The organism is Methylomarinum vadi, assembly GCF_000733935.1.
Taxonomy (GTDB): domain Bacteria; phylum Pseudomonadota; class Gammaproteobacteria; order Methylococcales; family Methylomonadaceae; genus Methylomarinum; species Methylomarinum vadi.
In genome coordinates this window covers 2,311,233-2,337,769 of the sequence record NZ_JPON01000001.1, presented here as the reverse complement: position 1 = coordinate 2,337,769, position 26,537 = coordinate 2,311,233, and the positions used below count along the sequence as shown (strand labels likewise).

Genomic DNA, 26,537 nt, shown 5'->3' with positions numbered 1-26,537 from the left:
TAATTCGAATGACATCGAATTATCATGAGGGCCGAGCAAAATCGCAGTATGATGTCTGCTTATCCGGTCATCGGTCAGTTAACGAGGAGGCTCGAATGGAACGGAACAAAAATACACAAGCCCTGATTTTGGGGATTTCAATTATCCTGGGTCTTTCTTCGCTGGGCTATTTGCTGGGAAATGCGGCTCTGCGCTTCAAGGCCTATGAACGCAGCGTCACGGTCAAGGGGCTGTCGGAGCGTGAGTTTCCCGCCGACATCGTGATCTGGCCCATTCAGTTCACCGCCGCCGATAATCAACTCGAGGGAATATACGCGCAAGTGGAAAGGAACACCAATGAAATCCAGGCGTTTCTCCGCAAAGCGGGCATCAAGGAAAACGAAATGACCGTCTCCGCGCCGTCCATTACCGATAAATTAGCGCAACGTTTTGGCGGCGACCAAAAAGTCGAATTCCGTTACAGCGCGATACAAACGGTGACGGTGTATTCCGGCGAAGTCCAACAAGTACGCTCGCTAATGAAACAGTTGAACGAACTGGGCAAGCGGGGCATCGTCTTTACCGAAGGCGATTACCAGAATCGGGAGGAGTATTTGTTTACCCGTCTCAATGACGTGAAACCGGAAATGATCCAGGAAGCCACGACCAAGGCGCGCGAAGTTGCGCAAAAGTTTGCCGAGGATTCTAACAGTCTGCTGGGCAAAATCAAACGCGCTTCCCAAGGCAGTTTTTCCATCTCGCCGCGCGACAAAAACAATCCGCATATCAAGAAGATCAGAGTCGTTTCGACGATCGAATATTATTTGACCGACTGAATGCCGTTGCAGCGCGGCTCTGTTACAATGAATTTTGTAACCGCGGAGGCAAAATGATGGAAACTTCAGGATGGGAAAATTTGTTGCTGGGCGTATTGGTGGTGTTGGTCATCTTCTGGATGTGGCCCGGCGTCAAGGGGTCGTTGGAAATGAGTAAACGGGCTCCCAAAGATTGGGCCGGCGTGCTGGTGCCGATCGCTTTTGTCGTGATGTTTGTGATTTTTTTGATTATGATGGTTTGAGATGCAGGAAGAAGATTATTACGACGACGATGAGGAATTGATCGAATACGCGGTGCGGCCGAATAAATCCCAGATCAAGCGGGATATCGCCGTCGTGTTCGCTATGGCGGAAGAAATCTGCGACTTGGCGGAAACGCAAATCGATTCATTAGAATTGCCGGAAAACATTTACAAGGCAGTGCTGGAAGCCGCGAAAATGCCGCATAAGGGGGCCAGAAAGCGTCAATTAAAGTATATTACCGCGCAACTGCGTAAGATCGACCTGGAAGCGGTGCAGGAGAAGCTGGCCCGAATCAAGAATCAAAGCGCCCATGCGGTGCGGGAGCATCACCAGGCCGAACAGTGGCGCGATCAATTGCTGTCTGAGAACGGCCACGAGCAGTTGACCCGGTTGTTGAGCGAATTTCCCCAGGCCGACAGCCAGCATATTTGGCAATTGCAGCGCAACGCGTTAAAAGAGCGGCAAGCCGAAAAGCCGCCGAGGTCGGCCCGTTTGTTATATCAATATCTCAAGGAACTGATCAGCACGAATTAACAGAACAGGTCCAGTTGCCGGAAATGGCGCAGATCCGGTTTATCCAGGGATGATAGCGTAACGCCAAGCAAGCGTACTTTCTTGGTACCGATGTCGGTGTCCTTCAACAATTCGGAAAAAACCAAATCGATGCCCTGGGCGTTTAAGATGGGTTGCGGCAGGGTGCGGCTGCGGGTGATTTGTACGAAATTCTGATATTTGATCTTGATCGTGACGGTATGGGCGGTTAAGCGCTTGTCGTTTAGTTTTCGCAATGCCTTGTCCAGTAGGGCCAATAGCTGTTGCAGAATCAGATTTCGGTCATCGAGATCCTGTTGATAAGTCATTTCAATACCGACCGATTTGCTGGGGCGGCGATTATTGACTGGCCGGTTGTCGATGCCCCGGGCGATGTTGAAATAATGCTGGCCGGCCTTGCCGAAATGTTGGATTAGCATGGACAGCGGTAAAGTTTTCAGATCCTTTCCGTTTTTTATGCCCAGGGCATGCATCTTCTTTTCCGTGGCCTGGCCGATGCCGGGGAATTTTCCTATCGGGAGCTGTTCGACAAACATAGGCCCCTGTTCCGGTGTGATCACATAGAGCCCATCGGGCTTGTCCATATCCGAAGCGATTTTTGCCAAAAATTTATTGTAGGAAATGCCGGCCGATGCGGTCAGGTCGGTTTGGTGCTTTATATCGTGTTTGATCGCCCGGGCGACTAGCGTTGCCGAACCTTGGCAGCGTTTTACCGCGCTGACATCCAGATAGGCCTCATCGAGAGACAGCGGTTCGAACAGTTCGGTATAGTCGGAGAATATGCGACGGATGATGGTCGAAGCTTCTTTGTAGGCTTCGAAACGAGGTTTGATGAAAAGTGCCTGAGGGCAAAGACGATAGGCTTGCGAGGACGGCATGGCCGAACGGATTCCGTATTTTCTGGCCTCGTAACTGCAAGTGGCGACCACGCCGCGCGAATCCGGCCTCCCGCCAACTACAATGGGTTTGTTTCGGTAGTTCGGATTGTCGCGCTGTTCCACCGCGGCAAAAAAAGCATCCATGTCGATATGAATGATTTTGCGATCAGGTTTCGAGGCGGCCATGCTCATTGTGGATTACTATAAAGATTCGGATGGGTCACAAATATTGTAATGACAAATGGAGGAAATGAACAAAATTGCTATTATGGGAGACCAACACAATATAAGTATGCGGCAAGTCACTGTCGGCAAGCAGTGGTTTGATCGCTCGATAATATTTGGCAGGTTTCAATGAACTACTTTAAGGTGCCGACTTTTCTTGTGCAATGCATAATACTGTTGCATTGCGTCATTTTTTCGTTGGTTTCCGCATTTGCCGATTCATCCGTATCCTCTTCTTTTCCGCCCCCTGCCGTCATTACATCGGTATTGAGTTTTAGAAAACATCCTTATTTATCGCAAACTATTTCCGAGAGCGAACAAGTTGCCCTAAAACGCCTATATTTCGAGTCTCCCCAGCCCTTGCTTTGGCTCAGCCGGGATGATCTGCATACTCATGCCGCCGAGGTATTCCGTTTGCTTGAGTCCGCTCCCGACAGCGGGTTGCCGATCGCTGTTTATGATGTGGATAATTTGAAAACGAAGTGGCGGCAGTTGCAAGGAAAGCAACCAGCCAATAATTTCGAATTGACTTTGCTCGATACTGCCTTGAGCCTGAGTACGTTGCGTTATTTAAGTGACGTTCATCGCGGACGGATTGATCGTAAAAACGAACGCTTCGGCTTTTGGCGCGCTACCGATTATGACCTATTGCTCGGTTTTCTGATCGACGCCGTTCGAAACGTTCAAATTACGCAATTGACCGAACGGGTCGAACCAAATTGGTCGTCTTATCGCCGACTTAAGCAAGCCTTGAGACATTATCGCGAATTGGCCCGCAACTTTCGGTTCCCCAGCCTCGTATTCGAGGGAATGCTGGAAGAAGGGGATAGCGATCCTCAGATACCCTTATTAAGGCACAAATTGCAGGTGTTGGGTTTGCTGCATGATTATGCCGACCTATCCGATATCTATCGGGGCGAAATGGTGGATGCGCTCAAACATTTCCAACGCTTGCATGGGCTTAATGACGATGGCATCGTCGGCGAAAAAACCTTGGCGGCGTTGAATACACCGTTAACCGAGCGGGTTCGGCAAATTGAGCTGGCATTGGAAAGAATGCGTTGGTTGCCCGAGTTGCATCAGGGTCAAGGTTTGATTCTGGTGAATATCCCCGCTTTTCGCTTATGGGCTTACCAAGCCGGTAACTTGAACGGACCTAGTGATTTGTCGATGAAGGTGGTGGTGGGGATCGCCAAGAAGAATCAAACGCCGGTATTCATGGCCGATTTGGCTTATCTTGAATTCAGGCCGTATTGGAATGTGCCGAAAAATATTACGTATAAGGAAATCCTGCCGAGCCTGCTGAAAAACCCGGATTACCTGGAACAGCAAAACATGGAGTTGGTTCAGTATTTTAGTGTCAATGCCGAGCCGCAACGGCTGACCGAAGACAGTTTGCAGTTGCTGCGCCAAGGGGCGATGAAGATCAGGCAGCGTCCGGGGCCGAAAAACTCGTTAGGCTTGGTCAAATTTATTTTTCCCAACCGTTATGATGTCTACATGCACGATACGCCGGCAAAAAAACTGTTTCTATCCGAACGGCGCGATTACAGTCATGGTTGTATCAGGGTCGAACAACCCCGGGCGTTGGCGCAATTCGTGCTAAGTTCGCGGGGTGGCTGGCGGAGGGAAGAAATCCAGGAAGCCATGCGGGAAGGGGATAATCGAAGGGTTTTCGTTAGAAATGCCATTGCCGTGCTGATTTTTTACAGCACGGCAATGGCGATCGACAACGAAATTTATTTTTTTGATGACGTCTATAATTACGACGAGCGACTAAACCAGGCTCTCTATCCAGCAAAGGGTGAAGCGGCCAGCTTGACGGCTTCGACCCAGTGAATCTGGTTGTCTTACCAGTGTCTTACTCGACCGGTATCGACGTGGACGAAATCCGATTCCGGATAATAACCCACGCCCCCACGCTGCATCGCAATGGCCGCTTCCTGGATGATTTTACTGTCCACCCTGTCCATGCGGATATCGATCGCTTTTCCCAGCATGTGCAGGCTTTTAGTCGCCACTCCGCTGGTTTGTTTCTGCAGTCGGGCATTGGTTGCGGGCGAGCGATAACCGGAAATGACCTGAATCGGCCGGCGAACTCCAAGGTTCTGTTGTAATTCATGGAGCAGATCGAACAGTGATGGGTCCATCGCGAATACGTCGCCGGAGCGATGGTCGCGCAGCAAGTTATTCATTTCCTTCAAGGCACCATTTACATAATGGCCGTTTTCAAAATACGTGACGGACAGTTGTTCGCCGGTATGTAGGTTTTCGAAAGCTAAATGTTTTGCCGGGTGTCTTTTCTTGATGGTCGCCGAAGCCAGGCTTGGAAATGCCATGGCTGCCGCAGTGAAAGAAACACCGCGCAAAAATTGACGGCGGCTTAATGGAGTAGGGGGCATAAAACTGTTTTGGTTCATGTTAGACGCTTAAATTGCAAATCCAGTGAGAATAACAATAGCAGAATGATGTTATTTGTGGAGTAAACTGAATTTAATTTTTTTGTCAAGCAATCATAGGTTGTCTAACTTAAGAAAGAATTAAGGCTCTTTCTTTTCATCGAGGTTGGGAAGTTTCATTTCCTGGGTTAATTGCCAGTCCGAAAACGGGAAGGGCAATTTTTCGGTGTTGAAGGTCAAGAACATCAGGATATGGTAGAGATATGCCGCCAAGCTGCTGCCGAAGCTGAGGATGTTTTCATTGCATTTGCCGGTCAGCAAGGTCGAGGCGATTTGCAGCAGGATGACGGCCCACAACAGAATTCTGACCAGGCCAACGATGACCGTGTAAATCAGCATGAAGAAAATACGCTTCCAGGTGCTGGTTTTTTTCAGGTTTTCGTTGATTTGTTCCTGCATGACTTTAACCTCGGTTCATGATGTCGCGTAAATCCAGCGCGGCTGCATTGGCGCGCGAGATGTAATTGGCCATGGATAAGGAATAGTTGGCGAAAATGCCGAAACCATCGCCATTCAATACCACTGGGCTCAGAATCGGCGTCAAGGCGTTTTCCATCGAATGAATCATGATATCGACCGTATTCATCGCCCGTTTGTCTAGCAGAATGTCGGCGAAATCATGTTTGACGGCTTTCAGAATGTGCAACAGCGCCCAACTGGCTCCGCGGGCTTCGTAAAAAACATCGTCGATTTCTAGCCAGGGGGTTTGCCCTAAGGTAGGCGTTTGGATGTCGATCGGGTCGGTCGGCGGTCCGTGCGCCGCGCCGGCGAATTGGTCGGTACTGGCGGCAAGGCGGGTGGAGAGTCCGCCCAGACGCTTAATGACGATTTCGATATATTGCCATAGGTTGTCGGCGCGGGAATAAAACTGGGCAGGATTTCTGACGTTAGGGTCTTGCAGCCGGATCATGTAGTCATGCAGCGAATCGATCCCTTTCTGGTATTCCGATTCGGTGGAGGGTAGGGCCCAGGAATTACGTTCGTAATAAAAATAAGGTTCCGCCTTGGCCAGGTCCTTGTCCTCGGCCGATTGCGATTGGTCGCGAGCGAAATGGTTGCGCAAGGCGGTGGTGGCGTCGCGCAACATGATGAGCGCGCCATGTTCCCAATTCTGAATATTGTCCAGTAATACGCCGGGCGGTGCGACGTCGTTGGAAATATAACCGCCGGGTTTATACATCAATACTTCGGCAATATGAGCCAGCGTGTTGGCATAAACATAGCCAACCGGCATTTGGTCGGTATGCGTGACTTCCATACGCTTGATCGCTTCTTCCTGAACGTTGAATTGGCCGGGTTCTCTTCCCCACCATTCGCCAAGAATGATAAGAATCAGCAGAACAATGCCAAGGAAGCTGCCAAAGGCCCATAAAATTCCCTTCGACTTGGCATCTTCATGGTCTGAAGTGTTGTCTGTCATTTATTGTTAATCCTGCGCTGGAAGTGAAGTGCAAACGAAAAGATATTACATTTTCCCCAAAAAAATGATTGCCATAGTAGCATGTTTTCCTTTTATTAGGCTATGCAGAAAATTGCATTTGTTTTTGGCTCGATGAGGCGGGACTTTGCGATTAATGGCAAAGGACGGCCCGTAAATTCGCTATTGAATCAACTTTATAAAAAACAACGATTGATTACAAGATTAACGAGTTTTTTTATGGGCTCGGGGATGAGTTTTGTCATAAATCTCGGCTAAATGTTGGAAATCGAGATGAGTGTAGATTTGCGTCGTGCCGATATTGCTATGCCCAAGCAGTTCTTGTACGGCCCTGATGTCTTGGCAGGATTCCAATAAATGGCTGGCGAAAGAATGGCGTAGCATATGCGGATGAACATGTTCCGGCAGGCCGACTTTCTGACACCAGCGTCGGAGGCGTTGTTGTATATTGCGTTGACCGAGGCGGTTTCCTCTTGAGGAGGTAAACAGGGCCGGGTCGTCGTGCGCCGGACGGTGGGCCAGCCATTGTTCCAGCGCTTGGATCGCTTTACCGCCTACGGGTAAAATACGCTGTTTGCCGCCCTTGCCGAACCGTACTCGCAGCAACCGTTCGTCCAGGTCGATATCGGCGACATCGAGGGCCGTCAGTTCGCTCAGGCGCAAACCCGAGGAATAAAACAATTCGAACATGGCCAGATCGCGAATTTCCAGAACCGAGTCGGCGTGGCGGTCGAGCATGCCGCTGACTTGGTCGACATCCAGTGTTTTCGGTAGCTTGCGGGCGGCTTTAGGTGCCTGGACCAGCTTGGCCGGGTTTTGCGCTACCAGGTTCTTTTTCAATAAGTAATTGAAAAAGCTACGCATCGCCGACAGCTCACGCTGCAGTGTTTTGCCTCCGATGCCGTTGCGATGACGGGCGGCGACATGTTGGCGTATATCGGCGGATTGCAGTTCCGACCATTGATGGAGTTGGCGGCTTTCACAAAAATCCCGTAAGCGTTTTAGGTCTCGATGGTAGTTGTCAATGGTGTGGGGCGAGGCGCGCCTTTCGACTTGCAGGGTCTGAAGGAAAGATTGCAACGCGCTTTCCGCTTCGGCATGCATAGAGATCGTCAGTTCAGTAGGGAAATCAGACGGGTACCGATGATTTCACTCATCTGGGTCAGAAACAGGTCGCCCATGCTGTAGTGAAAACGATTTTCGTCGCGGCTACCGATTGCCAGCAGACCCACCAGGTCATTGAATGCCATCGGAATGATGGCGCAGGATTTGACTTCGAGTGCCGCGTCGCCGAATAAAAAGCGCGCCTGCGCCAGGGTGGGGCGGCCGCATTTGGCTTGATTCTGGGTCAATTCCTCGCGGAAGTGTTTGAGATTGTCGTCATCCGGAGCAACAAAAATATCGGCGTTAACGGGAGCTTGTTTTTCGCTAATGATTTTAAGCGTGATGAAGTCCGTCAAAAAACATTCCGACAAGACCTGATCCAAGTTATTCATCGCCTGCTCTAGCGTTTTCGCCTCCAGCATCGCCAGTGTTAATTCGTGCATGCGGCTGAAGGCGGTGTCGTTTTCCCGCGCGATTTCAATCAGTGCGCTAAGCTGGTTTTCCAGTTCCTGGTGTTTGCTGCGAAATATTTCCAATTGTTTGGAAATCAATGAAATCGCGTCGCCGCTAGGGTGCGGGATACTGAGGTTTTCCAGCAACTCCAGATGGTCGTGAAAAAAGTCCGGATGCGTTTCCAGGTAGGATTCCACCTGCTCGGCGCTGATCGCCTCTTGAAGTTCGGTCATAGTTGAATTTGTCCTTCGAATACGGTGACGGCCGGCCCGGTCATCAATACCGGATGGCCACGGCCTGACCAGTGAATTTGCAGTTCGCCACCCGGTAATTCTACTTTGACGTCGGGGTCCAGCAGAGTTTGTTCTATACCGATCACCACGGCGGCGCAGGCGCCGCTGCCGCAGGCCAATGTTTCCGCCGCACCGCGTTCGTAAACGCGTAATTTGATATGGTGCCGGTCGATGATTTGCATAAAGCCAATATTAGCTCGTTCTGGAAAAAAAGTGTGACTTTCCAATGCTTCGCCCAGTTCGGCCACCGGCGCCGTGCGTATATCGTTGACTTGCAATACCGCGTGGGGATTGCCCATCGACACGGCGCCGAAAGCTTTTTCGCTATTGTTGACGGTGACGGTATAAAAACGAGATTCTTCCTCGGCTTTGAGCGGAATTTGTTTCGGATCATGCCTTGGAATACCCATGTTTACGGTCACAAAACCTTGCTGGTCCAGGTGCAGCAATAATTGACCGGCGTCGGTGTCGACCGTGATATCGGTTTTGTCGGTCAATTGCTTGTCGTGAACGAAACGGGCGAAACAACGGGCGCCATTGCCGCATTGGGCGACTTCGCTGCCGTCGGCATTGAAAATCCGGTATTTGAAATCAGCATTGTCGCTGACCGGTTTTTCCACTAACAAAAGCTGGTCGAAACCGATGCCGAAATGGCGGTCGGCCATGAAACGGATTTGCTCGACGGTTAAGAAAGGCCGTTGATTAATGGCGTCGATAACGACAAAGTCGTTACCGAGTCCGTGCATCTTGGTGAAATGAATCATCGCTGCGGTCACGCCTGATTAGTTTACGGAAGTAAGTGTTCGCCTGCCCACAGTTGCGGGATCGATTCGCGTTCGCGAATCAGATGCGTTGTCGAGCCATCGACCATGATTTCGGCAGCGCGCGGACGGGAATTGTAATTGGAACTCATGGTAAAGCCATAGGCGCCGGAGGAGCGCACCGCCAGCAGGTCGCCCGGCTCGAGACTGAGGCTTCGATTCTTGCCGAGAAAATCGCCGGTTTCACAGACCGGACCGACGATGTCCCAGTTTGCCAACTCGGAGCTGGAGCCTTGTTGGACTGGAATGATGTTTTGCCAGGCGCTGTATAAGGAAGGGCGCACCAGGTCGTTCATCGCCGCATCGACGATGGCGAAATTCTTTTCCGCAGTCGGTTTCAGATATTCCACCCGGGTCACCAGGATGCCGGCATTGCCGGCAATGGCGCGGCCCGGTTCCAGCAAAGTCTCAAGATCGTGTCCGGCCAGCCTGTCCAACACGGCTCCGACATATTCCGCCGGTTGCGGCGGCTGTTCGTCTTTGTAGCAAATGCCCAAGCCGCCGCCCAGGTCGAGATGCCGGAGTTCGATGCCTTCCGCCCGCAGTGCATCGACTACGGCCAGTACGCGTTCCAGGGCGTCCAGGAAGGGACGGGTTTCGGTCAATTGGGAACCGATATGGCAATCGATGCCGGCGATTTCGATATTGGACATTCGCGCGGCTCGGCGGTATTCGTGCAAGGCTTGCTGTATGTCGATGCCGAACTTGTTTTCTTTGAGGCCGGTCGAAATATAGGGATGGGTTTTGGCGTCGACATCGGGATTGACCCGGAAGGAAACCGGTGCGATGACGCCCAGTTCTCCGGCGAGACGGTTGATGCGGTCCAGTTCGCCGCTGACTTCGATGTTGAAGCAGCGAATCCCCGCTTTCAGGGCGGCCAGTATTTCGTCTTCTCGTTTACCGACGCCGGAGAAGACGATTTTATCGGCGCTGCCGCCGGCGGCCAGCACCCGTTCCAATTCTCCCTGTGACACGATATCGAAGCCGGAACCCAGGCGGGCCAGCAGGTTCAGGATGGCGATGTTGGAATTAGCCTTGACCGCATAGCAAATTAAGTGGGGATGGCCGGCAAATGCCTGGTCGAAGGCGCGCCAGTGCCGTTCCAGCGTGGCGCGGGAATAGATGTAGCAGGGAGTGCCGTAGCGCTCGGCGATTTCGGCGACGGCGACATCTTCGGCAAACAAGCGCTGGTCGCGGTAATTGAAATGATCCATCGTTATTGGTCTTCCTCTTGCTCTTCGGGAACATAAATGGGGGGCTTTTCGTCAGGCAGATAAAGCGGCCCGGTTTGGCCGCAAGCCTGCAGTACGAGGGCCGAAATAAATACGGCCAGGAGTAACTTATCTTTCATGGATTTTCGCTATAAATCAGTTCGGGCAGCCAGGTGGCCAATTGCGGCCAGAATGCCAGGATGCCCAGCATTAGTAATTGAATGGCGATGAACGGAACGACGCCGCGGTAGATTTGCCCGCTGCTGATTTCCGCCGGCGCCACGCCGCGCAAATAGAACAGGGCGAAACCGAAGGGCGGTGTCAGGAAGGATGTTTGCAGGTTGATCGCGATCATGATCCCCAGCCATACCGGGTCCAGGCCCATTTCCAGCAACACCGGTCCGACGATCGGCACGATGACGAAGGTGATTTCGATAAAGTCCAGCACGAATCCCAACAGAAACATCACCAGCATGACGCAGAACATCGCGCCGAATTGACCGCCGGGCAGATCGGACAGTAGATCGACGATCAGCTCCTCGCCCTCGAATCCACGGAACACCAGGGAAAACAAGGCGGCGCCGATCAGGATCATGAATACCATGCTGGTGACCTGGGTCGTACTCTGCATGACGTCCAGCAATCTTTGCCGGTTCAGTTGACGCTTGATCAGCGCCAATAGTATGGCGCCGGTCGCGCCGACCGAGGCGGCCTCGGTCGGCGTCGCCAGTCCGCCCATGATTGAACCCAATACCGCGACAATCAAGAGCAAAGGGGCCGCCAGGCTTTTAGTCACGCGCAGGTAAAAGCCGTTCTCTCTCGGTTTTCGGTCGGGCGCCGGCATCGCGGTCGGCGACAGCCAGGCCGTCAGGAAAATATAGAGCAGGTAAAGAAAGACCAGGGCCAGTCCGGGTAGCAGCGCGCCGGCAAACAGGTCGCCCACCGACACGGTTTCCGGGGCGAACACCCCCATATTCAGTTGCGCTTGTTGATAGGCGGTGGAAATGACGTCGCCGAGCAATACCAAAACAATTGAGGGTGGAATGATCTGGCCCAGAGTGCCGGAGGCGCATATCGTGCCGCAGGCGATGGCGGGGTTGTAGTGATTGCGTAGCATCGTCGGCAACGACAATAGCCCCATCGTGACGACCGTGGCGCCGACGATACCCGTGCTGGCCGCCATCAGCATGCCGACCAGTGTCACCGCGATGCCGAGACCGCCACGGAGCGAGCCGAACAGCTCCGCCATCGTTTCCAGCAAGTCCTCGGCGATGCGCGCCCGTTCCAACATCACGCCCATGAATACAAATAAAGGCACGGCGATCAGAGTTTGGTTGTTCATGATGCCGAACAGACGATTGGGCAAGGCGCTTAAAAAAGCGGAGTCGAACAGATCGAATTGTATACCGACACCGGCGAATAGCAGCGCGGTGCCGCTCAGGGCGAAGGCGACCGGGTAGCCGGTCAAGAGAACGACGAAGACCGCCGCGAACATCCATAAAGCCATGCTGTTGTCCATTTATTGCGCCTCCCGTGAATTTTGCCCCAATGCGATCAGCAGGTTGCGAACAAATTGGGCGAGTCCTTGTAGGATCAGCAAGACGGCCATGACGATGATACAGCTTTTCAACAAAAACAGGCCGGGCAGTCCGCCGGAATTGCGCGAACCTTCCAAAATTCGCCAGGAGTCGGCCACGTATTCCCAACTGCTCCAGATGATAAAAACGCTGACCGGCAGAAGCAGCAATAACGAGCCCAGGCAATCGATCCAGGCGCGTGTCTTTGCGCCACAGCGCTGATAGAAAATATCGACCCTGACATGGCGGTCGTGTTTAAGGGTGTAGGCCGCGCCGAGCATGAAGACCAGTGCATGCATGTAAGCGACCGATTCTTGCAAGGAAACCCAGCCTAAATCAAAGGCGTAACGAAGGACGACGATGACAAAGGTGACAAGGACCATGCCTAATGTCAGCCAGGCGACGCTTTTGCCGATCCATTCGTTGATCTGGTCGATAAAACAGATGCAGCGCTTGCTGAAGGTGATGCAGCAGGACATAGGACAACCGATTGGAAAAATTCGCTAATTTTAACCGAAAACCCGATCAAGCTGTATTTTCCTTCACGGAATCTTTGTCGGTCGCTTTCTTATTGGGTGTATGCGCGGTCTGTGCCAGACTGAGTAATAATTCGGTCGCCCATAGCGGAATCATCAATAACAGCATGGTGGCCACGGCGAAAAAACCGGGATTCATGCTGTGGGCAAGCCACCAGGAAGCCAGGCTGCTGCACAGAATGCGGATGGGGTTGGGGAGTGTGACCGGTTGCATAAGCGTTTTGTAACCAATGACCAAAATAAACGGCCGTTGTGATGCCGCCGAAGGCCAGGCGGCGATTTGTCGACAATCAATTGTTGAGGATTACGACTCTATTGCGTCCGCCTTTTTTGGCCTGATACATGGCTTTATCGGCGGCATCGACCAATTCTTGATAATTTTTATACTTGGGATGGTACATCACGATACCGATGCTGACCGTGAGTGCTTGATTGCGAAAGCGATGGCGTAACGCGATGCCTTTTGCCTCGATTTTTTGACGCAGTCTTTCCGCGTATTGATAAGCCCCGGATTGACCGCTATTGCGCAATACGAACAGAAACTCCTCGCCGCCGTAACGGCCGACGAAATCGCCGCTACGGGTAATCTCGCGTAGGATATCGGCGACAATCTGCAAAGCCACGTCGCCCGCTTGATGTCCGCAGTTATCGTTGAGCACCTTAAAGTAATCGATATCGAGAAAACCGACGGCAATTTGGCTTAAGTTTTTCGTTTCTTCCTGAAAAATGGTTTCCAGATAATCGATCAACATCCTTTTGTTGGACAGGCCGGTCAGCGGGTCGCGTTTAGCCTTGGATTTCTCTTCCTCGAATTGTTTGGCATTGTGCAAGGCCGAACCGAGTTCATTGGCTATCGGCGTGATTTTAGGTAGGATTTGGGTCGGGATGTGGTTTTTACTGCGGATATTATCGGCATAGAGTAAACCGGTGATGCGATTATTGCGTAGAACCGGAATGGCAATGAATTCATCGACCCCAAGTTGCGTAAGCAATTTTGTATTTTTATTGAAGCGGCCGGAAATCAGGTCGGCCTGCTGTGTTCTGAGGCAAGTCACCAAGTCGCCGACCATGTGTTCCAGCTTGATTTCGAAGTGTTCGGCGCTTTCGCTTTCCGGCCAGAAATAGGTTGCCATCAGACTGCGTTGCTTAGCCGTCATATTCAGCATCAGCACCCGATCCAATCCGAAAGTTTCGCCGATAGCCTGCAAAGTACGCGGAATGAAAATCTCGGGATTCAGGCTCTGATGGGGGATGGTCAGATTGTTAAGAAAGTTAATCGGATCTTCCGGGCGCTTTTGCTCTACCGGTAAGTGCATGGTTGAATTCGTTTGGCTTAGAGCAATCGAGGTGTGAACCAAGTTGGCGCGCAGTTGATTGAGTCCGGGGAAAACGATGCCGTAAAATTGTGCGGTTTGTTGCATGTCGCGGTCGACATGTTCGAGTAAATCTTCCAAATCGATTTCTTGCAACGGGATGATTTCAAGAACCGTGGCTGGTAAATGCGGTGGTGTATTAGAGACAAAGGAACCGATGCCATGCAGCCAGGCCAAATAATTGGCGAATCCGACAATAGCGATTTCTTTTTTGTATTTGACGGATAGATTGTCGGCGATTTCGTCGGAATTATGATAAGCGGCTACCGCAGTAATGATCTCCGGCAATTGCCAATCGCGACAAAAAACATAGCCCACCTGTTCGTGGGTTACGCCATAGAAATCCAGTTCGCTTTTCAATAATGACGGCGTATCTTGAGCGTAATTACCGATGAAATTGCTGTAATTGATGATACCGTAATTCTCCAGCACCAATTTTCCAATGTCGTGTATCAAGCCAGCCGTATAAAGAATTTCCGGGTCGGGGTAATTCATTTTCTCGGCGAGTTTGGCGCTGAGTGAGGCGACAAACAGACAGTGTTGCCAGAAAAACAACAGATCGAAACGCTTGCTGCTTTGGTCTTTAATCAGCGTGTTGTAAAACAATAGTTTGAGCGCCAAGTTATGGATGCAGGAAAAACCGAGCAAAGTGATCGCTTGCGGTAACGAAGTAATTTCCTGGGGGAAACGGTACATCGCCGAATTGACGGTTTTGAGTATTTCGGTAGCCAGCGCCGGTTCTGTTTCGATTACCGTGGTTAAGTCTCTGACATCGGCGTTATCATCGTTAATCAGTTTAAGTAATTTGACGGCCGCGGCTGGAATCAACGGCAACAGCTCTCTTTGCTGGGCCAGGATCAGATAGACGCTATCTTTAAGTATGTCGTTATCTTGCGACGCGCTGTTCATGTTGGAATGAAAGTAAAAGCCTAATTAAAAACATGGCATGGCTGATTTTTCCATGACTTCCCTAGCATATATAGCATAAGCTCATGGTGTGGGGAGAAATAGTTTCGGCCTCCCAGCTTGTTCGCTTGAAACAAAGCGGGAAATAAAGTTTAGAGCAAAGTATAGGCCGTTCTTGTCATAATTTTTTCAATATCACCATGGTATGATAGTGAAGTCGATCAAAATAATATAAATCGAAAGGTTATCCTGTTGGCCCGACATCTTTTGCTCTCATGGCGGGCGAGTTTTTATCCATACATAGACATGTCCGCGACCAATTTATGCTATGAATTGCCTGAAAACCTCAAGGCAGAAAAGTTTATTTCCAAACTCGGCAACAAAACCGATTTGGAAATCGCAACGCAAGAGTATTCGCTGAAAAAGTTTTATGACAGTTTCGATTGGCGGCTTTTCAATGCAGGCATGCTGTGCGAATTGAATCAATCGAAATCCTCGTCGCTACTGAATTTCGTTCATCTAAAGGATGGCCAAGTAATCGTCTCCGCGCTGCTGGATGAAGTACCGACGTTTGCCGCTGATTTCGACGATCAGAAGATTAGAACAATGCTGGAACCGATTCTGGAGATGCGGGCGCTACAGTCGTTAACCTCCTTGTCTTATCGGGCCTATCGCATCAATATCTTGAACAAGGAACGTAAAACCACGGTGCGCCTGATACTCGAGGATTACGAATTGTTGCCGGCGCGTATTTATGTGCAGCCCATCAGGGGCTATGACAAGGCGGCGAGACGAATCGGCAACCTGTTAGAAAAAAAAATCGAATTAAAGGTCCCGAAAAAAACGCTGTTAAACGCCGCGTTGAAACTGCAAGGGCGTCGGCCGCAAGATTACTCTTCCAAACTGACGCTGCAATTGGATCCCAAGATGCGTGCCGATATATCCTGCAAATATATTTACAGCTCGTTGTTGAGGACAATTAAAATCAACGAAGGCGGCACGATTGCTAATGTCGACAGCGAATTTTTGCACGATTTCAGGGTCGCCGTCAGAAGAACTCGGGCCGGCTTGAGTCAATTAAAAAATATTTTGCCGGCAGAGGCTACTAGACAATTTGCCGATTATTTTGCCTGGTTGGGGCAAATCACCGGTCTGCCGCGCGATATGGATGTCTATCTGCTGCACTTCCCCAATTATCAGCAAAGCTTGCCGCCCGACATGAGAAAGGATATCGAACCTCTGCGGGATTTTATCCGGCGTAAGCAACAGAACGCCCAACAGGAATTGGCGGCGAAACTTCGCTCGCCCGCCTACTTGAGTAAACTGCAGGCGTGGGAGGATTACCTTAAGGAAACGCCGGCGAAAAAACCGGCGGAAAACAATGCAACATTGCCGATCAAGCAGGTTGCCGACAAACGGATTTGGAAGGTCTATCAACGGGTCTTGAAAGAAGGCAACGCTATCGATGAGCAATCGCCGGCCGAAGCGCTGCATGCCTTGCGTAAAACCTGTAAGAAATTGCGCTACCTGATGGAATTTTTCCAGAGCCTCTACCCCGCGAAAAAAATCGGCAAAATGATCAAGGCTTTGAAGAATTTTCAGGATATTCTCGGAGATTTTCAGGATTATGAAGTACAGGAGAAAACCTTGAAGACATTCGCCGAGGAAATGATGGCCGAGCAGGCGCCGGCCGATACGTTCATCGCCATGGGGGTGTTGGTGCAGAACCTGAAACAAAAAAGAGACGAGGCGCGAAAGGAATTTGCCGGCCGCTTCGAACAATTCCAGCAGGAGCAAAATCAAGCGGCATTCGCCGAGTTGTTTGCCGGGAAAGGAGGAGCTGCATGACCATTATTGCCGCTTATAATATCAAGGGAGGCGTGGGCAAAACCTCGACGGCGGTGAATCTGGCCTATTTGGTCGCGGAGCAAGGCCATAACACGCTGCTTTGGGACTTGGATCCGCAGGGGGCCAGTACCTATTATTTCCGCATCAAGCCCAAGATTAAAGGCGGCAGCCGGGAATTGATCGCCGGCGAGCGCGAACTCGATGGCTTGATCAAAGGGACCGATTTCGACAATTTGGACCTGTTGCCGGCCGATTTTTCCTTTCGCAATCTGGACCTGGTTTTGGATGCCCGCAAAAAACCTACTCGGCGGCTACAAAAGCTGCTGAAGCCCTTGTCCCAGGAGTACGATTATATTTTCCTCGATTGTCCTCCCAACATTTCGCTGTTGTCGGAGGCCGTGTTCGAGGCGGCCGATGTTTTATTGTCGCCGATCATTCCGACGACCTTGTCGATAAGAACCTTGCAACAATTAAAAAAATTCATTAAGGACAACAAGCTGAAAAATCTGACGCTGATGCCTTTCTTTTCGATGGCCGACCGGCGAAAAAAAATGCATCGCGACATCATGGAACATTTGGCGGAGAAATACCCCGAATTGCTGACGACGGTGATCCCCTATGCCAGCGATATCGAACGCATGGGGCTAGAACGCATGCCGGTTCACGGTTTTGTCAGGAAAAGCCGCTCGACCGAGGCTTATCGGGCATTGTGGCGGGAAATCGAGTCTTTGCTGGATGGCTAGGGGGCGGGCGGAAATGGCCGTCGCTAAAATCACCCCGATCAATCGTTTTCCAGATCTTCGTAGGCCTCATCGCGAAAGCGGGGCGTGCAGACGGCCAGAAAGATTAGATCCTCTTCGCCGATGTTACTGATGCGTTGCCGGCACATCGGTGGAATCAGCACGATGTCTCCGGCCGTTACTTTTTGCGGATGAAGAGCGCCCACTTCAACGCGGCCGATGCCGCTCAGCACGATATAACGCTCGACGGTGCCCCGCAGCCGATGCCAGCGGGTGGTCACGCCGGGCTCGACCCGGGCCTTGGCGATCGAAGCTGCGTCATCGTCGCGGTTATTGGACAGTTCGGTGATGAAGCATAATTCTTCGGTGAAAAATTCGTTTCCCAGATTTTGTTTTTTTATCGCGGCTTTCATGAGTATTCGTGATTTGTAAGGCGCTTGGGTTGCTTGTTTGCAAGAGCGGCCAAGGCCTGTTGCAAGAGACGCCAATGCCGCTCTTCCCCGGGCAGGCCGAAACGCAGGCTCGACGGATGCTGGAACAAGCGGGTCAAGATGCCCCGTTCAGCAAGAAAACGGTGAATTTCTGCGGCCTGTTCGGAGGGTATCCATTGAAACAAATCGGTGCCGCCGGCGGGCTGCAACCCGTATGCCGACAACAATTGCCGCAATCGTCGTGCTTGACCAAGCAATGCCGCGCGGGTCTGTTGTTGCCATTGACTGTCCTTAAGGGCTTGGGTGGCGATATAGCGGGATGGGTGGCTTATCGCCCAGGGGCCGAGGTTGTCGTTGAGTCGTTGCAACAATGCCGGCAGCCCGATCACGAAGCCGCAACGGATACCGGCCAGGCCGAAGAACTTGCCCAGCGAACGCAGGACAATCAGCCCTTCCTCAACGGGATGGGCGGTCAGGCTTTTCTCCAGGCGGCTGTCAATAAAGGCTTCGTCAATAATCAGCCAGCCTTGGCGCTTTTGCAGCAAGCGGTGCCAGTGTAATAATTGCTCAGGTTCGAACTCCTGTCCGGTGGGGTTGTTGGGATTGACGATAATCAGCACATCCAGGTCCGTCAGCGCATGTTCGATATCGGCTGGCTCGAGCTCGATGACTCGATGGCCGGTTTCGCGCCAATTGGCGGCATGCTCGGCATAGGCCGGACGGAGAACGCCGACGCGCGAATGACCCCGTAGTAACGGCAGTGTCTGGATGGCGGCTTGAGAGCCCGCGACCGGAAGTATCGAGTCGTTTCGATAATAGGCTTGGGCGACCTCCAGCAAGTCGTCGTCGGCTTCCGGCAAGCGTTGCCAGCACTCAGGCGGCAGCGACGGGACCGGCCAGCCGTTGGGGTTGATGCCAGTCGACAGGTCTAGCCAAGCCGACAATGGGATTCGAAAGCGTTGCGCCGCCGCACGTACATGGCCGCCGTGTTCAAGCAAGGGAGTCTCCGATGGCGATGATGAGGAGCCAACAGAACAAGGTTTTGTCGATTAGGCGGTTGGCTCTGTCGATGTCGTGATTGTGCGTTGCTTTGTCGGTGCCGAAATGGATTTTGTTTTTCAAGCGTCCGTGATAATAGGCCGGGCCGCCCAAACGAAGGTCCAATGCGCCGGCGCCGGCGCACATCACCGGTCCGGCATTGGGACTGTCCAGATGTTCGGCTTGCCGCCGCCAGCAGTCCAATGCCAAACGGGCATGACCAAGCAGGGCATAACTGAACGCGGTCAATCGGGCCGGCAGCCAATTCAACGCATCGTCGCAGCGGGCCGCCGCGCGGCCGAAATATAAATAGCGTGAATTTTTGTAACCCCACATGGCGTCGAGGGTATTCGTCAAGCGATATAGCAATGCGCCTGCTGGGCCGGCGGCGACAAACCAGAACAGCGGCGCGAACACGGCATCGGCACCGTTTTCCAGTACCGATTCGATCGTCGCTTTGCGTATGTCTTCCTCGCCCATCCGGTCGGTTTCGCGACTGACGATATAGCCCACCGCTTGCCTTGCCGCTGGCGGGTTTTGCTGTTGCAGATGATGAAGGATCGTTTCTGCGTGGCGTTTAAGGCTGTTGGCCGCGATACAAAAATATAGGGCCAAAGCGGGCAAGATGCTATCCAACATAGGTAATTGCATGAGGAGGAACAATAAGGCGGTCAACGGCATGACGGTCAAACAAAACGCCAGTAAACCGGCGATTTGTTGTCGTCGCGGCGATTGCTCAGGACGGCGCAAGCGTCGTTCCATATAGTCGGCCAGCTTGCCGAAGGCAATCAATGGATGATGTTTTCGGGGCTCTCCTAGCCAGTGGTCCAATAGAATCGCTAAAATTACATTGCTTGTTAACGTCATGAAGTGTCCGATTGCGTTCGGATGCGCACAATGCCATATTCCGCATTGAATTTCAAATCAACTAAAGAGACGGCTGTTTAACGAAACTATGCAAACCAATACGATTATGGTTCAGGGAACGACCTCGGATGCCGGCAAGAGTGCCTTGGTTACGGCCTTATGCCGATATTATCGGCGTCGCGGTGTCGCGGTGGTACCGTTCAAACCGCAGAATATGGCGTTGAATAGCGCGGTAACGGTCGATGGCGGCGAAATCGGCAGGGCCCAGGCGGTGCAGGCGGCGGCGTGCGGCTTGCAACCCCATACCGACATGAATCCGGTGCTGTTGAAACCCAATTCGGACAAGACCGCCCAGGTTATCGTTCATGGCAAGGCGCTGCGGAATTTGTCCGCGGAGCGCTATCATCATTATAAAAAACAAGCGAAAGGCGCGGTGTTGGAATCCTACCGGCGTTTGCTGGCGCACTATGAAAAAGTCATCGTCGAAGGAGCGGGCAGTCCGGCGGAAATTAATCTGCGCGAGGGCGATATCGCCAATATGGGCTTTGCCGAGGTGGCCGATTGTCCGGTCATTTTGATAGCCGATATCGATCGCGGCGGCGTGTTTGCCCATATTGTCGGCACATTGGAATTGCTGTCGCCAAGCGAGCGCAAACGGGTAGTCGGTTTCGTGATCAATCGCTTTCGTGGTGATATCGCATTATTACAACCCGGGCTCGATTGGTTGGAACAAAAGACCGGCAAACCGGTGCTGGCCGTGTTGCCGTATTTGCCGGATTTGTTTCTGGAAGCGGAAGATTCATTGGCCGGTAAGCTTCAGAGTAAACAAGGTGAGGACTTATTTAACATCATCGTGCCGGTTTTGCCCCGGATTAGCAACCATACCGATTTCGACCCCTTGCTGTTACATGAAGGCTTGAGCGTCGGTTTTCACAAACAGCCGCCACAAGGCGGCGCCGATCTGGTGATCCTACCCGGCAGCAAGTCGGTGCGCGATGATCTTGACTGGTTGCGCCAAAACGGCTGGGATGTTTTCATTAACAGGCATTTGCGCTACGGCGGCAAGGTATTGGGCGTTTGTGGCGGCTATCAAATGTTAGGCAAGAAAATCCACGATCCGCTGGGAGTTGAAGGCGAGCCGGGTTCCAGCGACGGCTTGGGGTTATTGGATATTGCAACGACGTTGATGCAGGAAAAACAATTGCAGCGCTCGGAAGGTTTTTTTCATGGTGACGGTAGCGCCGTCTCGGGCTATGAAATCCATATGGGGACGACTATTGGTGGCGACACCGCCAGACCGGTGCTTTGTTTGCAAGGCAGGAATGACGGAGCCAGATCTGGAGACGACCTGGTGATGGGAACTTATTTACACGGGTTATTTGATTTGCCCACCGCCAGTCAGGCAATATTGGCTTGGGCTGGATGTCGGCGGCATAATGCGATAGATTTAGACGCGTTACGGGAACAGGGCATCAACCATATCACCGATGCCCTGGAGCAGTATTTCGATTTTTCTCGATTGGAAGTGATGATAACAAGAGTAACAGAGGCGGGTGAAGCCGGGCGGAGAGTCGCCGCGTTTCAGCCGGAACAATTATTAGATGAGGTCAAGGGTGAAATATGAATGAAAAAGTGGATTATCTTGATAAATTTAAACAGATCGATTATGTCGATATCCTAAAAAAAAGCGGGTGTTGGTTGGCTAAAAAAATCCGGGACAACGACTATTGGAATAACCGGTTCGATCGCTTCGCGCGATTTGCCTCGCATTTATCGGGCCGTCCCCTGGCTTTCAATATCGCATTGCTGGTGATTCTTTCCTGGGTTGTGACCGGGCCGTTATTCGGTTTTAGCGATACCTGGCAATTGATCATCAACACGGCAACGACGATCGTGACCTTTTTGATGGTGTTCCTGATTCAGCATACGCAAAATCGCGACACGGAAGCATTACAGGTCAAGTTGGACGAATTAATACGCTCGATCGATGGGGCCAATAATTCCTTGCTGGATCTTGAGGAACTGGAGGAGAGGGAGTTGGGTGTTTTGCGTAAACAATATACCGAGCTGGCTCGTCTGGCCAGGGAGGAAGGGGGGCAAGACAATGAGTAAGCGAGCCTGTTAATGACGATTTGCCATGCATAGCTAAATTTCCGTTAGGCATAAAAAAAGGCCCTTGCGATGCGAGAGCCTTTTTGGCGGAATATTCAGGCTTTATTGAGGCTGAACATTCGTTGCAGTCAAACCTTTGGGACCAGATTCAATTTCGAATACAACCGCTTGGCCAGGTGATAGAGTTTTAAAACCTTCACCTAAAATCACTGAATGATGGACGAAGACGTCTTCGTTACCTTCAGAAGGCTCGATAAATCCAAAACCTTTGGTGTTGTTAAACCACTTTACGGTACCTGTTGCCATTTGGAAAACTCCTAACAAAATAAAACTTTAGTTACACAGAACGACAATATTGAGAACCCGAAATCACTTAGGGCTTGCCCGCCATGGCTCCTGCTGAGTAGGCAATGGATCTCCCGCCGTGGTCGAAGGTTTTGTAATTCAACATCTGTTATCTGATCGCGGCTTATTTTACTTCTATTTATTGGGGAAAGCTATTGCCAGCGGCCAAAAATACTTCATTTCTTTGCTTGATCAAGTATCCCTTGTGCTTTGCAGCGAAATAAAGTATCAAGTCTAACGACTAAAAAGAGCAGCAAAGTGTGGGGCCATGATTATGGCGAGAGCGGTGGCAATTATCAATGATAGTCGCCAGTTTCTAGACGGTTAGCGTATCGCGGTAAACAAAAGCCCCGATTAGGGGCTTTTGTCGTCGGCAGTCAAGGTTAAGGCGCGATGATCACTTCATTGCTGAAACCGGAATCACCATTGCTGTTATGGGCGCTCACCTTATAGTGAATGGCGTTACTTTCCAGTGGGGTGGAGAAAGGCGCGGTGTCGGTTGTGGCAAACGGCGTCTCTGGATATATGCAGCTAGTCGTTTTGTTTTTTCCCTTACCGGATGTGACTTCCTCGCAGCGCCATACTTTGTAGCTTTCAAGACTATTGCTCGACCACTTTAATTGGACTGTACCGTTGACCGATTTGTCCTTTCCGCGTCCGCTGATGATTTTATCAACGCTGTAAGTCAAGCTAGGCGCTTCCGGCAGGATATTATTCGGATCTATTACCGTCATCACGATTGAAGCACTATCGGATAAGCCGGCTTGGTCCGTGACCGTTAATGTTACCGTGTAAGTGCCGGCCTCATTGTAATTGTGACCGGGAGAGGCCAGTGTCGAAATGGTTCCGTCGCCAAAGTCCCAATTAAAACTTAAGACATCATCTTTGTCAGGGTCAAAAGAGCCGTCGCCGGAAAATGAGACAGACAGGCCTTCTTTGTTGTCAAGAGCGGCCGAAGCAATTGGGGCGTCGTTGACTGCAATGACATTGATCGTCACAGTGGCGCTGCTTTTTCCGCCAAAATTATCGGCGACTTGATAGACAAAACTGTCGCTGCCGTTGAAGTTCGTTTGGGGGGTGTATATAACGATTCCGTTGTTGTTGGCGACTGTGCCGTGCAGAGGGGCGGATTGAATCGAAAAGGTCAACGGGTCGCCCTCGGCGTCCTCGGCCAGCGTTGAGAGATCGAGGGTTGTGCCGTTATCCTCCTGGATATCGATGCTGGTATCGCGGCTTTGAGGCGAAGCATTGACCTCGGTTGTCGCGCTGGCGCTGATGGATGGATTGGTTTCGTTGCCGTAACTATCCCGAGCGAGTACTTGGAAGCTGTAAGGCGTACCGGCTTGCAAGCCGGTCGCGGTAAATTGATCGGATGCTTGCCAGCCGCTATCGGCGCAACCTTCGAGACAGATAAAGCGGTACTCCACGGCGCCGGAATCGTCAGTGGCAGTAGCCGCCTGCATGCTGATACGGTCACGCGCTTGCGCAAACGGAGCGACGCTCCAACTCATCGGGTCGGGATTGGGCGGTGTATCGTCAGTCGTCGGACTGAATGGTACGACGCTACCGGAGATGTAATATTGTCCGAGACTGCCGTAATCCGAATAAGGCGTGACATTGTTGCCGACGCCGCTGATGGACAACAAATATTGGCCGCTTGCGACGGTGGTTACGATCTGGGCATCGGTTTCGTCTAGCGGATCGCTTTCGGCAATTATCTGGCCGTCCCAGTTATAAAGGGAGGCTTGGATGTCCAGGTTGGCGCCGCGGCGGGAACTGCGGTAGAAAGATTCCCAGGCTGGCGTCACGGTGATCGATAGCGGTCCCGCGCCGGCGTCGAAGGCAAAGAAATCGACGTCATCGCGGGTTTCGATGATGCCTTTATTGTCCGGCGCCAAGTTATACGGGTCGGTTTCCGGCGACGTGACCGGAATAGTGCCGTTAATGTCGATATATAATGGCGTGGGGCTGGACATATTGTTGCCGTGGTCATCGCTGCGGAATGTTAACCGGTCGGCAATTAAGGCGATGTCGTCCTGTGTTTGCGTAGCGTCGGTGTATTCCCCTTTGCTCCATTGGGTGACATTGTTGTAATAGCCGACCCCCATGATGGGCGCCCAGGAAACGAAACCGCTGCCGTGCCCCGAATAATAAGACGCCGTGGAGGTTCCGTCATGCGACAAACTTAAATTATGGCCCATTTCATGTGCGGCCGCCTCGGCGATATAGGGAGGAAAGGAAGCCAAATTATTGTAATAAACCAGCGCTGGCGAATAATAACTGGCGTAACTGCTGCTCCCCCAGACATTGACGTAAGCGACGCCGCCGGCCGTGGCGTAAGGCATGTCGTTGTTCGAGGCATCCTTATTGCGGGTAATCAGGATGCGGCCGGTGGTAGGCCCGAAACTGGCAGGTTGTTCGGTAGTGACGTCGACATTGAAAGGGGCGAAATCTTCCGCGACACGGTGCCAGATTTCGGCGATTTGTGCTAGCTCCATATTGCTGAATGAACTGTTGTCGCCATCGGTGTCGAACGGCAGGGTATCTATGCTGCCGGAACCCCCATTCCAGGCCGTGCCGCTGAGCGTATGGCCATCCACATCGATAAAAATGACATTGGTCGCGCCCGGTTTACTGTGTAGCTTGAATGTGTCGGCCGGCGCAATCGATTGAGGCGCATCGGTGCTGTCAGCGGCGCTATCGGCCAGTTCGGTCATGTCGAACGTGTCGCCGTACAGTACCCCGCCTTCGTCGTCGATTTGCAGATGTTTTAAATCATGGTCGCCGAAGGTAAAGGAATGTAGCCAGTTTAAGGCCTTTTGTCGTTTATTAACGGCCAGTTTTTTCAGTTTGGTTTTGACGTTGCTATTCGGCAGGTCTTCGATCGTGAACGGCATATTCTTGCCGTAGTGTTTGGTTGCGGCAGGGGTTGCGGCGGTGCCGAGCGGAGATAAGGCGAGAGCAATTGACGCTGTCAAAAGGGTAGTGTTGAAGGTTCTGGTTTTCATCGTAGCCTCGGAGTTCATAAAATAAGATATTGAAACGAACTCTATTGGCTCTAAAGAATTATTTTTGTTGAGAATGTCGCATTTCGGCTAACGCTTGATGGTTTTCGTCTGGCTTTGTGAGCGAGTTGACGGAGGTGTGTGCTCGGGCGAGAGAAGAATGCGGACAGGTCAACGATAAGCCATTGCTAGGTTATTGGATTGTTCGCTGAACTTTTAAAGCATGATCGGATTATTTTGACAGCGCTTTCCAGATACCGTAGAGGTAGTTGGCAATGCTGTGATCGGCCAATCGGCGGAAGGCGACTTTTTGGCTGAAAAATGGAATGGGTAACTGGGTAAACGGATAGAGCAAGCGCGCCTTAGTGCTGTCGCGTTGGATGAACCGGGCATCGGGGTTTTCCAACCAGTCGCCGGCGGCGGTGAAATATTGCAAGGTTTCGATATGTTGATAATCCATGATGTCTTTCAGCGGAACCCGCGTGACCAGATCGCTACAGTTGACGAAACGTTGGCTGTTGCTACCGGCGAAGGAAGCGCAAAAAACGCTGTCGCCGACCCGTGGCGAGGCGAAGGTATAAAGGCCGTGGGGGTTCAGGTGAGCGGCGGCGACGGTGGCAAGCGCTGCGCCCAGACTATGGCCGGTAATCCATAACATCTTGGTTTGTAGGTGGGGCCGTTGCAGTACCGATACGATTCGTTCCCAGCAGTCACCGCTGAGGGCGCCATAAAAACCGCCGTGCACCTTGCCTTTGCCGGGGAATTCGAGCGGATGTAGATAAGCGTCGGCCAGAACGTCTTTAAACTGATCCGGTTCGGTACCTCGGAATGTCAATATTACAGCATCGTCGTTGGCAACAATATAGGCCTGGGTGTCCTTGATTAACTTGCCGAAGCTGTCTTGTTCCTGGCGGTCGTCGATAAATGCTTCCAGGGTTAGTTGCATGCGTTGCAGGATAGGCAGGGCATCGCTTTCGTCATAGTAAGCCAAGTGGGAGAGGTTGCACAGCCACCAGGCATTTTTCAGTGATAGTTCTGTTGCGCGGGCGTTAAATTTCCATTCCGGGTCATGTTCGCTGAAAACCGGTAAACGTTCGCAGTGATAAAGCGCGTCACGGGTGAAATTCTGCCGCATAACAGGCCCTCTTAAAGTAGTAAGTCGAAAATCGTTGAACCAGTGTAGCCCAAAATCGACGCTGAATCATCTAGCTTGAAAAATGACCGGCATCGCCCCATCTTTAGTCATAACTTTACAATTTCATGAGGT

27 protein-coding genes are annotated in these 26,537 nt (G+C 51.7%); 8 read left to right on the top strand and 19 right to left on the bottom strand.

Annotation, left to right across the window (positions count from 1 at the left end; all coding sequences use genetic code 11):
* Positions 1–95 precede the first annotated feature (95 nt).
* Genes EP25_RS0111695 through yjgA form a run of 3 tightly spaced genes read left to right on the top strand, consistent with a single transcriptional unit; the run spans position 96 to position 1,592 of the window.
* A complete protein-coding gene (locus EP25_RS0111695) occupies positions 96–815 on the top strand; it encodes an SIMPL domain-containing protein (RefSeq protein WP_031434058.1) in 720 nt (239 codons plus the stop codon).
* Between the two features lie 56 nt (positions 816–871).
* Entirely contained in the window at positions 872–1,057 is a 186-nt protein-coding gene (locus tag EP25_RS0111690) for a hypothetical protein (protein WP_051907011.1), read from the top strand.
* 1 nt (position 1,058) lies between these two features.
* Positions 1,059–1,592 (top strand): ribosome biogenesis factor YjgA, encoded by a 534-nt coding sequence (gene yjgA, locus EP25_RS0111685; protein WP_031434056.1) that lies wholly within the window; start codon positions 1,059–1,061, stop codon positions 1,590–1,592.
* On the opposite strand, the gene dinB is transcribed toward yjgA, so the two are convergent.
* Entirely contained in the window at positions 1,589–2,674 is a 1,086-nt protein-coding gene (gene dinB, locus EP25_RS0111680) for a DNA polymerase IV (protein ID WP_031434055.1), read from the bottom strand. The two genes, yjgA and dinB, sit on opposite strands and share 4 nt — an antisense overlap.
* 168 nt (positions 2,675–2,842) lie before the next feature.
* Here dinB and EP25_RS0111670 point away from each other — a divergent pair, with 168 nt between their 5' ends.
* On the top strand, positions 2,843–4,552 hold the full coding sequence (locus tag EP25_RS0111670) for a L,D-transpeptidase family protein (protein ID WP_051906607.1): 1,710 nt from the start codon (positions 2,843–2,845) through the stop codon (positions 4,550–4,552).
* 11 nt (positions 4,553–4,563) lie between these two features.
* On the opposite strand, the gene EP25_RS0111665 is transcribed toward EP25_RS0111670, so the two are convergent.
* The 12 genes from EP25_RS0111665 to EP25_RS0111610 all read right to left on the bottom strand — a co-directional run bounded on the left by EP25_RS0111665 (position 4,564) and on the right by EP25_RS0111610 (position 14,887).
* Positions 4,564–5,133 (bottom strand): DUF882 domain-containing protein, encoded by a 570-nt coding sequence (locus tag EP25_RS0111665; RefSeq protein ID WP_235185887.1) that lies wholly within the window; start codon positions 5,131–5,133, stop codon positions 4,564–4,566.
* A 120-nt stretch (positions 5,134–5,253) separates the two neighbouring features.
* Entirely contained in the window at positions 5,254–5,571 is a 318-nt protein-coding gene (locus tag EP25_RS0111660) for a DUF4389 domain-containing protein (RefSeq protein ID WP_031434052.1), read from the bottom strand.
* A 4-nt stretch (positions 5,572–5,575) separates the two neighbouring features.
* Complete coding sequence (locus EP25_RS0111655; RefSeq protein WP_031434051.1) at positions 5,576–6,592, bottom strand: DUF2333 family protein; 1,017 nt, start codon at positions 6,590–6,592, stop codon at positions 5,576–5,578.
* 222 nt (positions 6,593–6,814) lie between these two features.
* Positions 6,815–7,714 (bottom strand): tyrosine recombinase XerC, encoded by a 900-nt coding sequence (gene xerC / locus EP25_RS0111650; RefSeq protein WP_031434050.1) that lies wholly within the window; start codon positions 7,712–7,714, stop codon positions 6,815–6,817.
* 8 nt (positions 7,715–7,722) lie between these two features.
* Positions 7,723–8,400, bottom strand: a complete 678-nt coding sequence (locus EP25_RS0111645; protein WP_031434049.1) for a DUF484 family protein — start codon at positions 8,398–8,400, stop codon at positions 7,723–7,725.
* Positions 8,397–9,224 (bottom strand): diaminopimelate epimerase, encoded by an 828-nt coding sequence (gene dapF / locus EP25_RS0111640; RefSeq protein ID WP_031434048.1) that lies wholly within the window; start codon positions 9,222–9,224, stop codon positions 8,397–8,399. The genes EP25_RS0111645 and dapF overlap by 4 nt, the downstream gene beginning before the upstream one ends.
* Positions 9,225–9,247: 23 nt before the next feature.
* Entirely contained in the window at positions 9,248–10,495 is a 1,248-nt protein-coding gene (lysA, locus tag EP25_RS0111635) for a diaminopimelate decarboxylase (RefSeq protein WP_031434047.1), read from the bottom strand.
* A 2-nt stretch (positions 10,496–10,497) separates the two neighbouring features.
* A complete protein-coding gene (gene lptM, locus EP25_RS22975; RefSeq protein WP_084191024.1) occupies positions 10,498–10,632 on the bottom strand; it encodes an LPS translocon maturation chaperone LptM in 135 nt (44 codons plus the stop codon).
* Positions 10,629–12,011: a TRAP transporter large permease gene (locus EP25_RS0111625; RefSeq protein ID WP_031434046.1), complete on the bottom strand. Its 1,383-nt coding sequence runs from the start codon at positions 12,009–12,011 to the stop codon at positions 10,629–10,631. The genes lptM and EP25_RS0111625 overlap by 4 nt, the downstream gene beginning before the upstream one ends.
* On the bottom strand, positions 12,012–12,548 hold the full coding sequence (locus tag EP25_RS0111620; protein ID WP_031434045.1) for a TRAP transporter small permease subunit: 537 nt from the start codon (positions 12,546–12,548) through the stop codon (positions 12,012–12,014).
* 46 nt (positions 12,549–12,594) lie between these two features.
* The gene (locus tag EP25_RS0111615; RefSeq protein ID WP_031434044.1) at positions 12,595–12,819 is read right to left on the bottom strand and encodes a hypothetical protein; all 225 of its coding nucleotides are present in this window, start codon (positions 12,817–12,819) and stop codon (positions 12,595–12,597) included.
* Positions 12,820–12,895: 76 nt separating this feature from the next.
* On the bottom strand, positions 12,896–14,887 hold the full coding sequence (locus tag EP25_RS0111610; protein ID WP_031434043.1) for an HDOD domain-containing protein: 1,992 nt from the start codon (positions 14,885–14,887) through the stop codon (positions 12,896–12,898).
* 303 nt (positions 14,888–15,190) lie between these two features.
* Between EP25_RS0111610 and EP25_RS0111605 the strand changes: the two genes are divergently transcribed.
* Together EP25_RS0111605 and EP25_RS0111600 are read left to right on the top strand one after the other, a co-directional pair.
* Positions 15,191–16,732, top strand: coding sequence for a CHAD domain-containing protein (locus EP25_RS0111605; protein ID WP_031434042.1), 1,542 nt, complete (start codon positions 15,191–15,193; stop codon positions 16,730–16,732).
* The gene (locus tag EP25_RS0111600; protein WP_031434041.1) at positions 16,729–17,475 is read left to right on the top strand and encodes a ParA family protein; all 747 of its coding nucleotides are present in this window, start codon (positions 16,729–16,731) and stop codon (positions 17,473–17,475) included. The genes EP25_RS0111605 and EP25_RS0111600 overlap by 4 nt, the downstream gene beginning before the upstream one ends.
* Positions 17,476–17,513: 38 nt before the next feature.
* On the opposite strand, the gene EP25_RS0111595 is transcribed toward EP25_RS0111600, so the two are convergent.
* From EP25_RS0111595 to cbiB, 3 genes are read right to left on the bottom strand one after another with little or no spacing between them, the layout of a single operon-like run.
* A complete protein-coding gene (locus tag EP25_RS0111595; RefSeq protein ID WP_031434040.1) occupies positions 17,514–17,885 on the bottom strand; it encodes a cupin domain-containing protein in 372 nt (123 codons plus the stop codon).
* The gene (gene cobD / locus EP25_RS0111590) at positions 17,882–18,901 is read right to left on the bottom strand and encodes a threonine-phosphate decarboxylase CobD (RefSeq protein ID WP_036300498.1); all 1,020 of its coding nucleotides are present in this window, start codon (positions 18,899–18,901) and stop codon (positions 17,882–17,884) included. The genes EP25_RS0111595 and cobD overlap by 4 nt, the downstream gene beginning before the upstream one ends.
* Entirely contained in the window at positions 18,894–19,808 is a 915-nt protein-coding gene (gene cbiB, locus EP25_RS0111585) for an adenosylcobinamide-phosphate synthase CbiB (RefSeq protein WP_031434038.1), read from the bottom strand. Before cbiB ends, cobD begins: the two co-directional genes overlap by 8 nt.
* An 88-nt stretch (positions 19,809–19,896) precedes the next feature.
* Between cbiB and EP25_RS0111580 the strand changes: the two genes are divergently transcribed.
* Entirely contained in the window at positions 19,897–21,432 is a 1,536-nt protein-coding gene (locus EP25_RS0111580) for a cobyric acid synthase (protein ID WP_084191023.1), read from the top strand.
* A complete protein-coding gene (locus tag EP25_RS0111575; protein WP_051906605.1) occupies positions 21,429–21,920 on the top strand; it encodes a low affinity iron permease family protein in 492 nt (163 codons plus the stop codon). Before EP25_RS0111580 ends, EP25_RS0111575 begins: the two co-directional genes overlap by 4 nt.
* 102 nt (positions 21,921–22,022) lie before the next feature.
* Here the strand turns inward: EP25_RS0111575 and EP25_RS0111570 are convergent, their stop codons facing one another.
* The 3 genes from EP25_RS0111570 to EP25_RS22500 all read right to left on the bottom strand — a co-directional run bounded on the left by EP25_RS0111570 (position 22,023) and on the right by EP25_RS22500 (position 26,405).
* Complete coding sequence (locus tag EP25_RS0111570) at positions 22,023–22,226, bottom strand: cold-shock protein (RefSeq protein WP_031434035.1); 204 nt, start codon at positions 22,224–22,226, stop codon at positions 22,023–22,025.
* A gap of 422 nt (positions 22,227–22,648) precedes the next feature.
* Positions 22,649–25,273: an Ig-like domain-containing protein gene (locus tag EP25_RS22505; RefSeq protein ID WP_051906603.1), complete on the bottom strand. Its 2,625-nt coding sequence runs from the start codon at positions 25,271–25,273 to the stop codon at positions 22,649–22,651.
* 229 nt (positions 25,274–25,502) lie between these two features.
* Positions 25,503–26,405, bottom strand: coding sequence for a lipase family protein (locus EP25_RS22500; protein WP_051906601.1), 903 nt, complete (start codon positions 26,403–26,405; stop codon positions 25,503–25,505).
* Positions 26,406–26,537 lie beyond the last annotated feature (132 nt).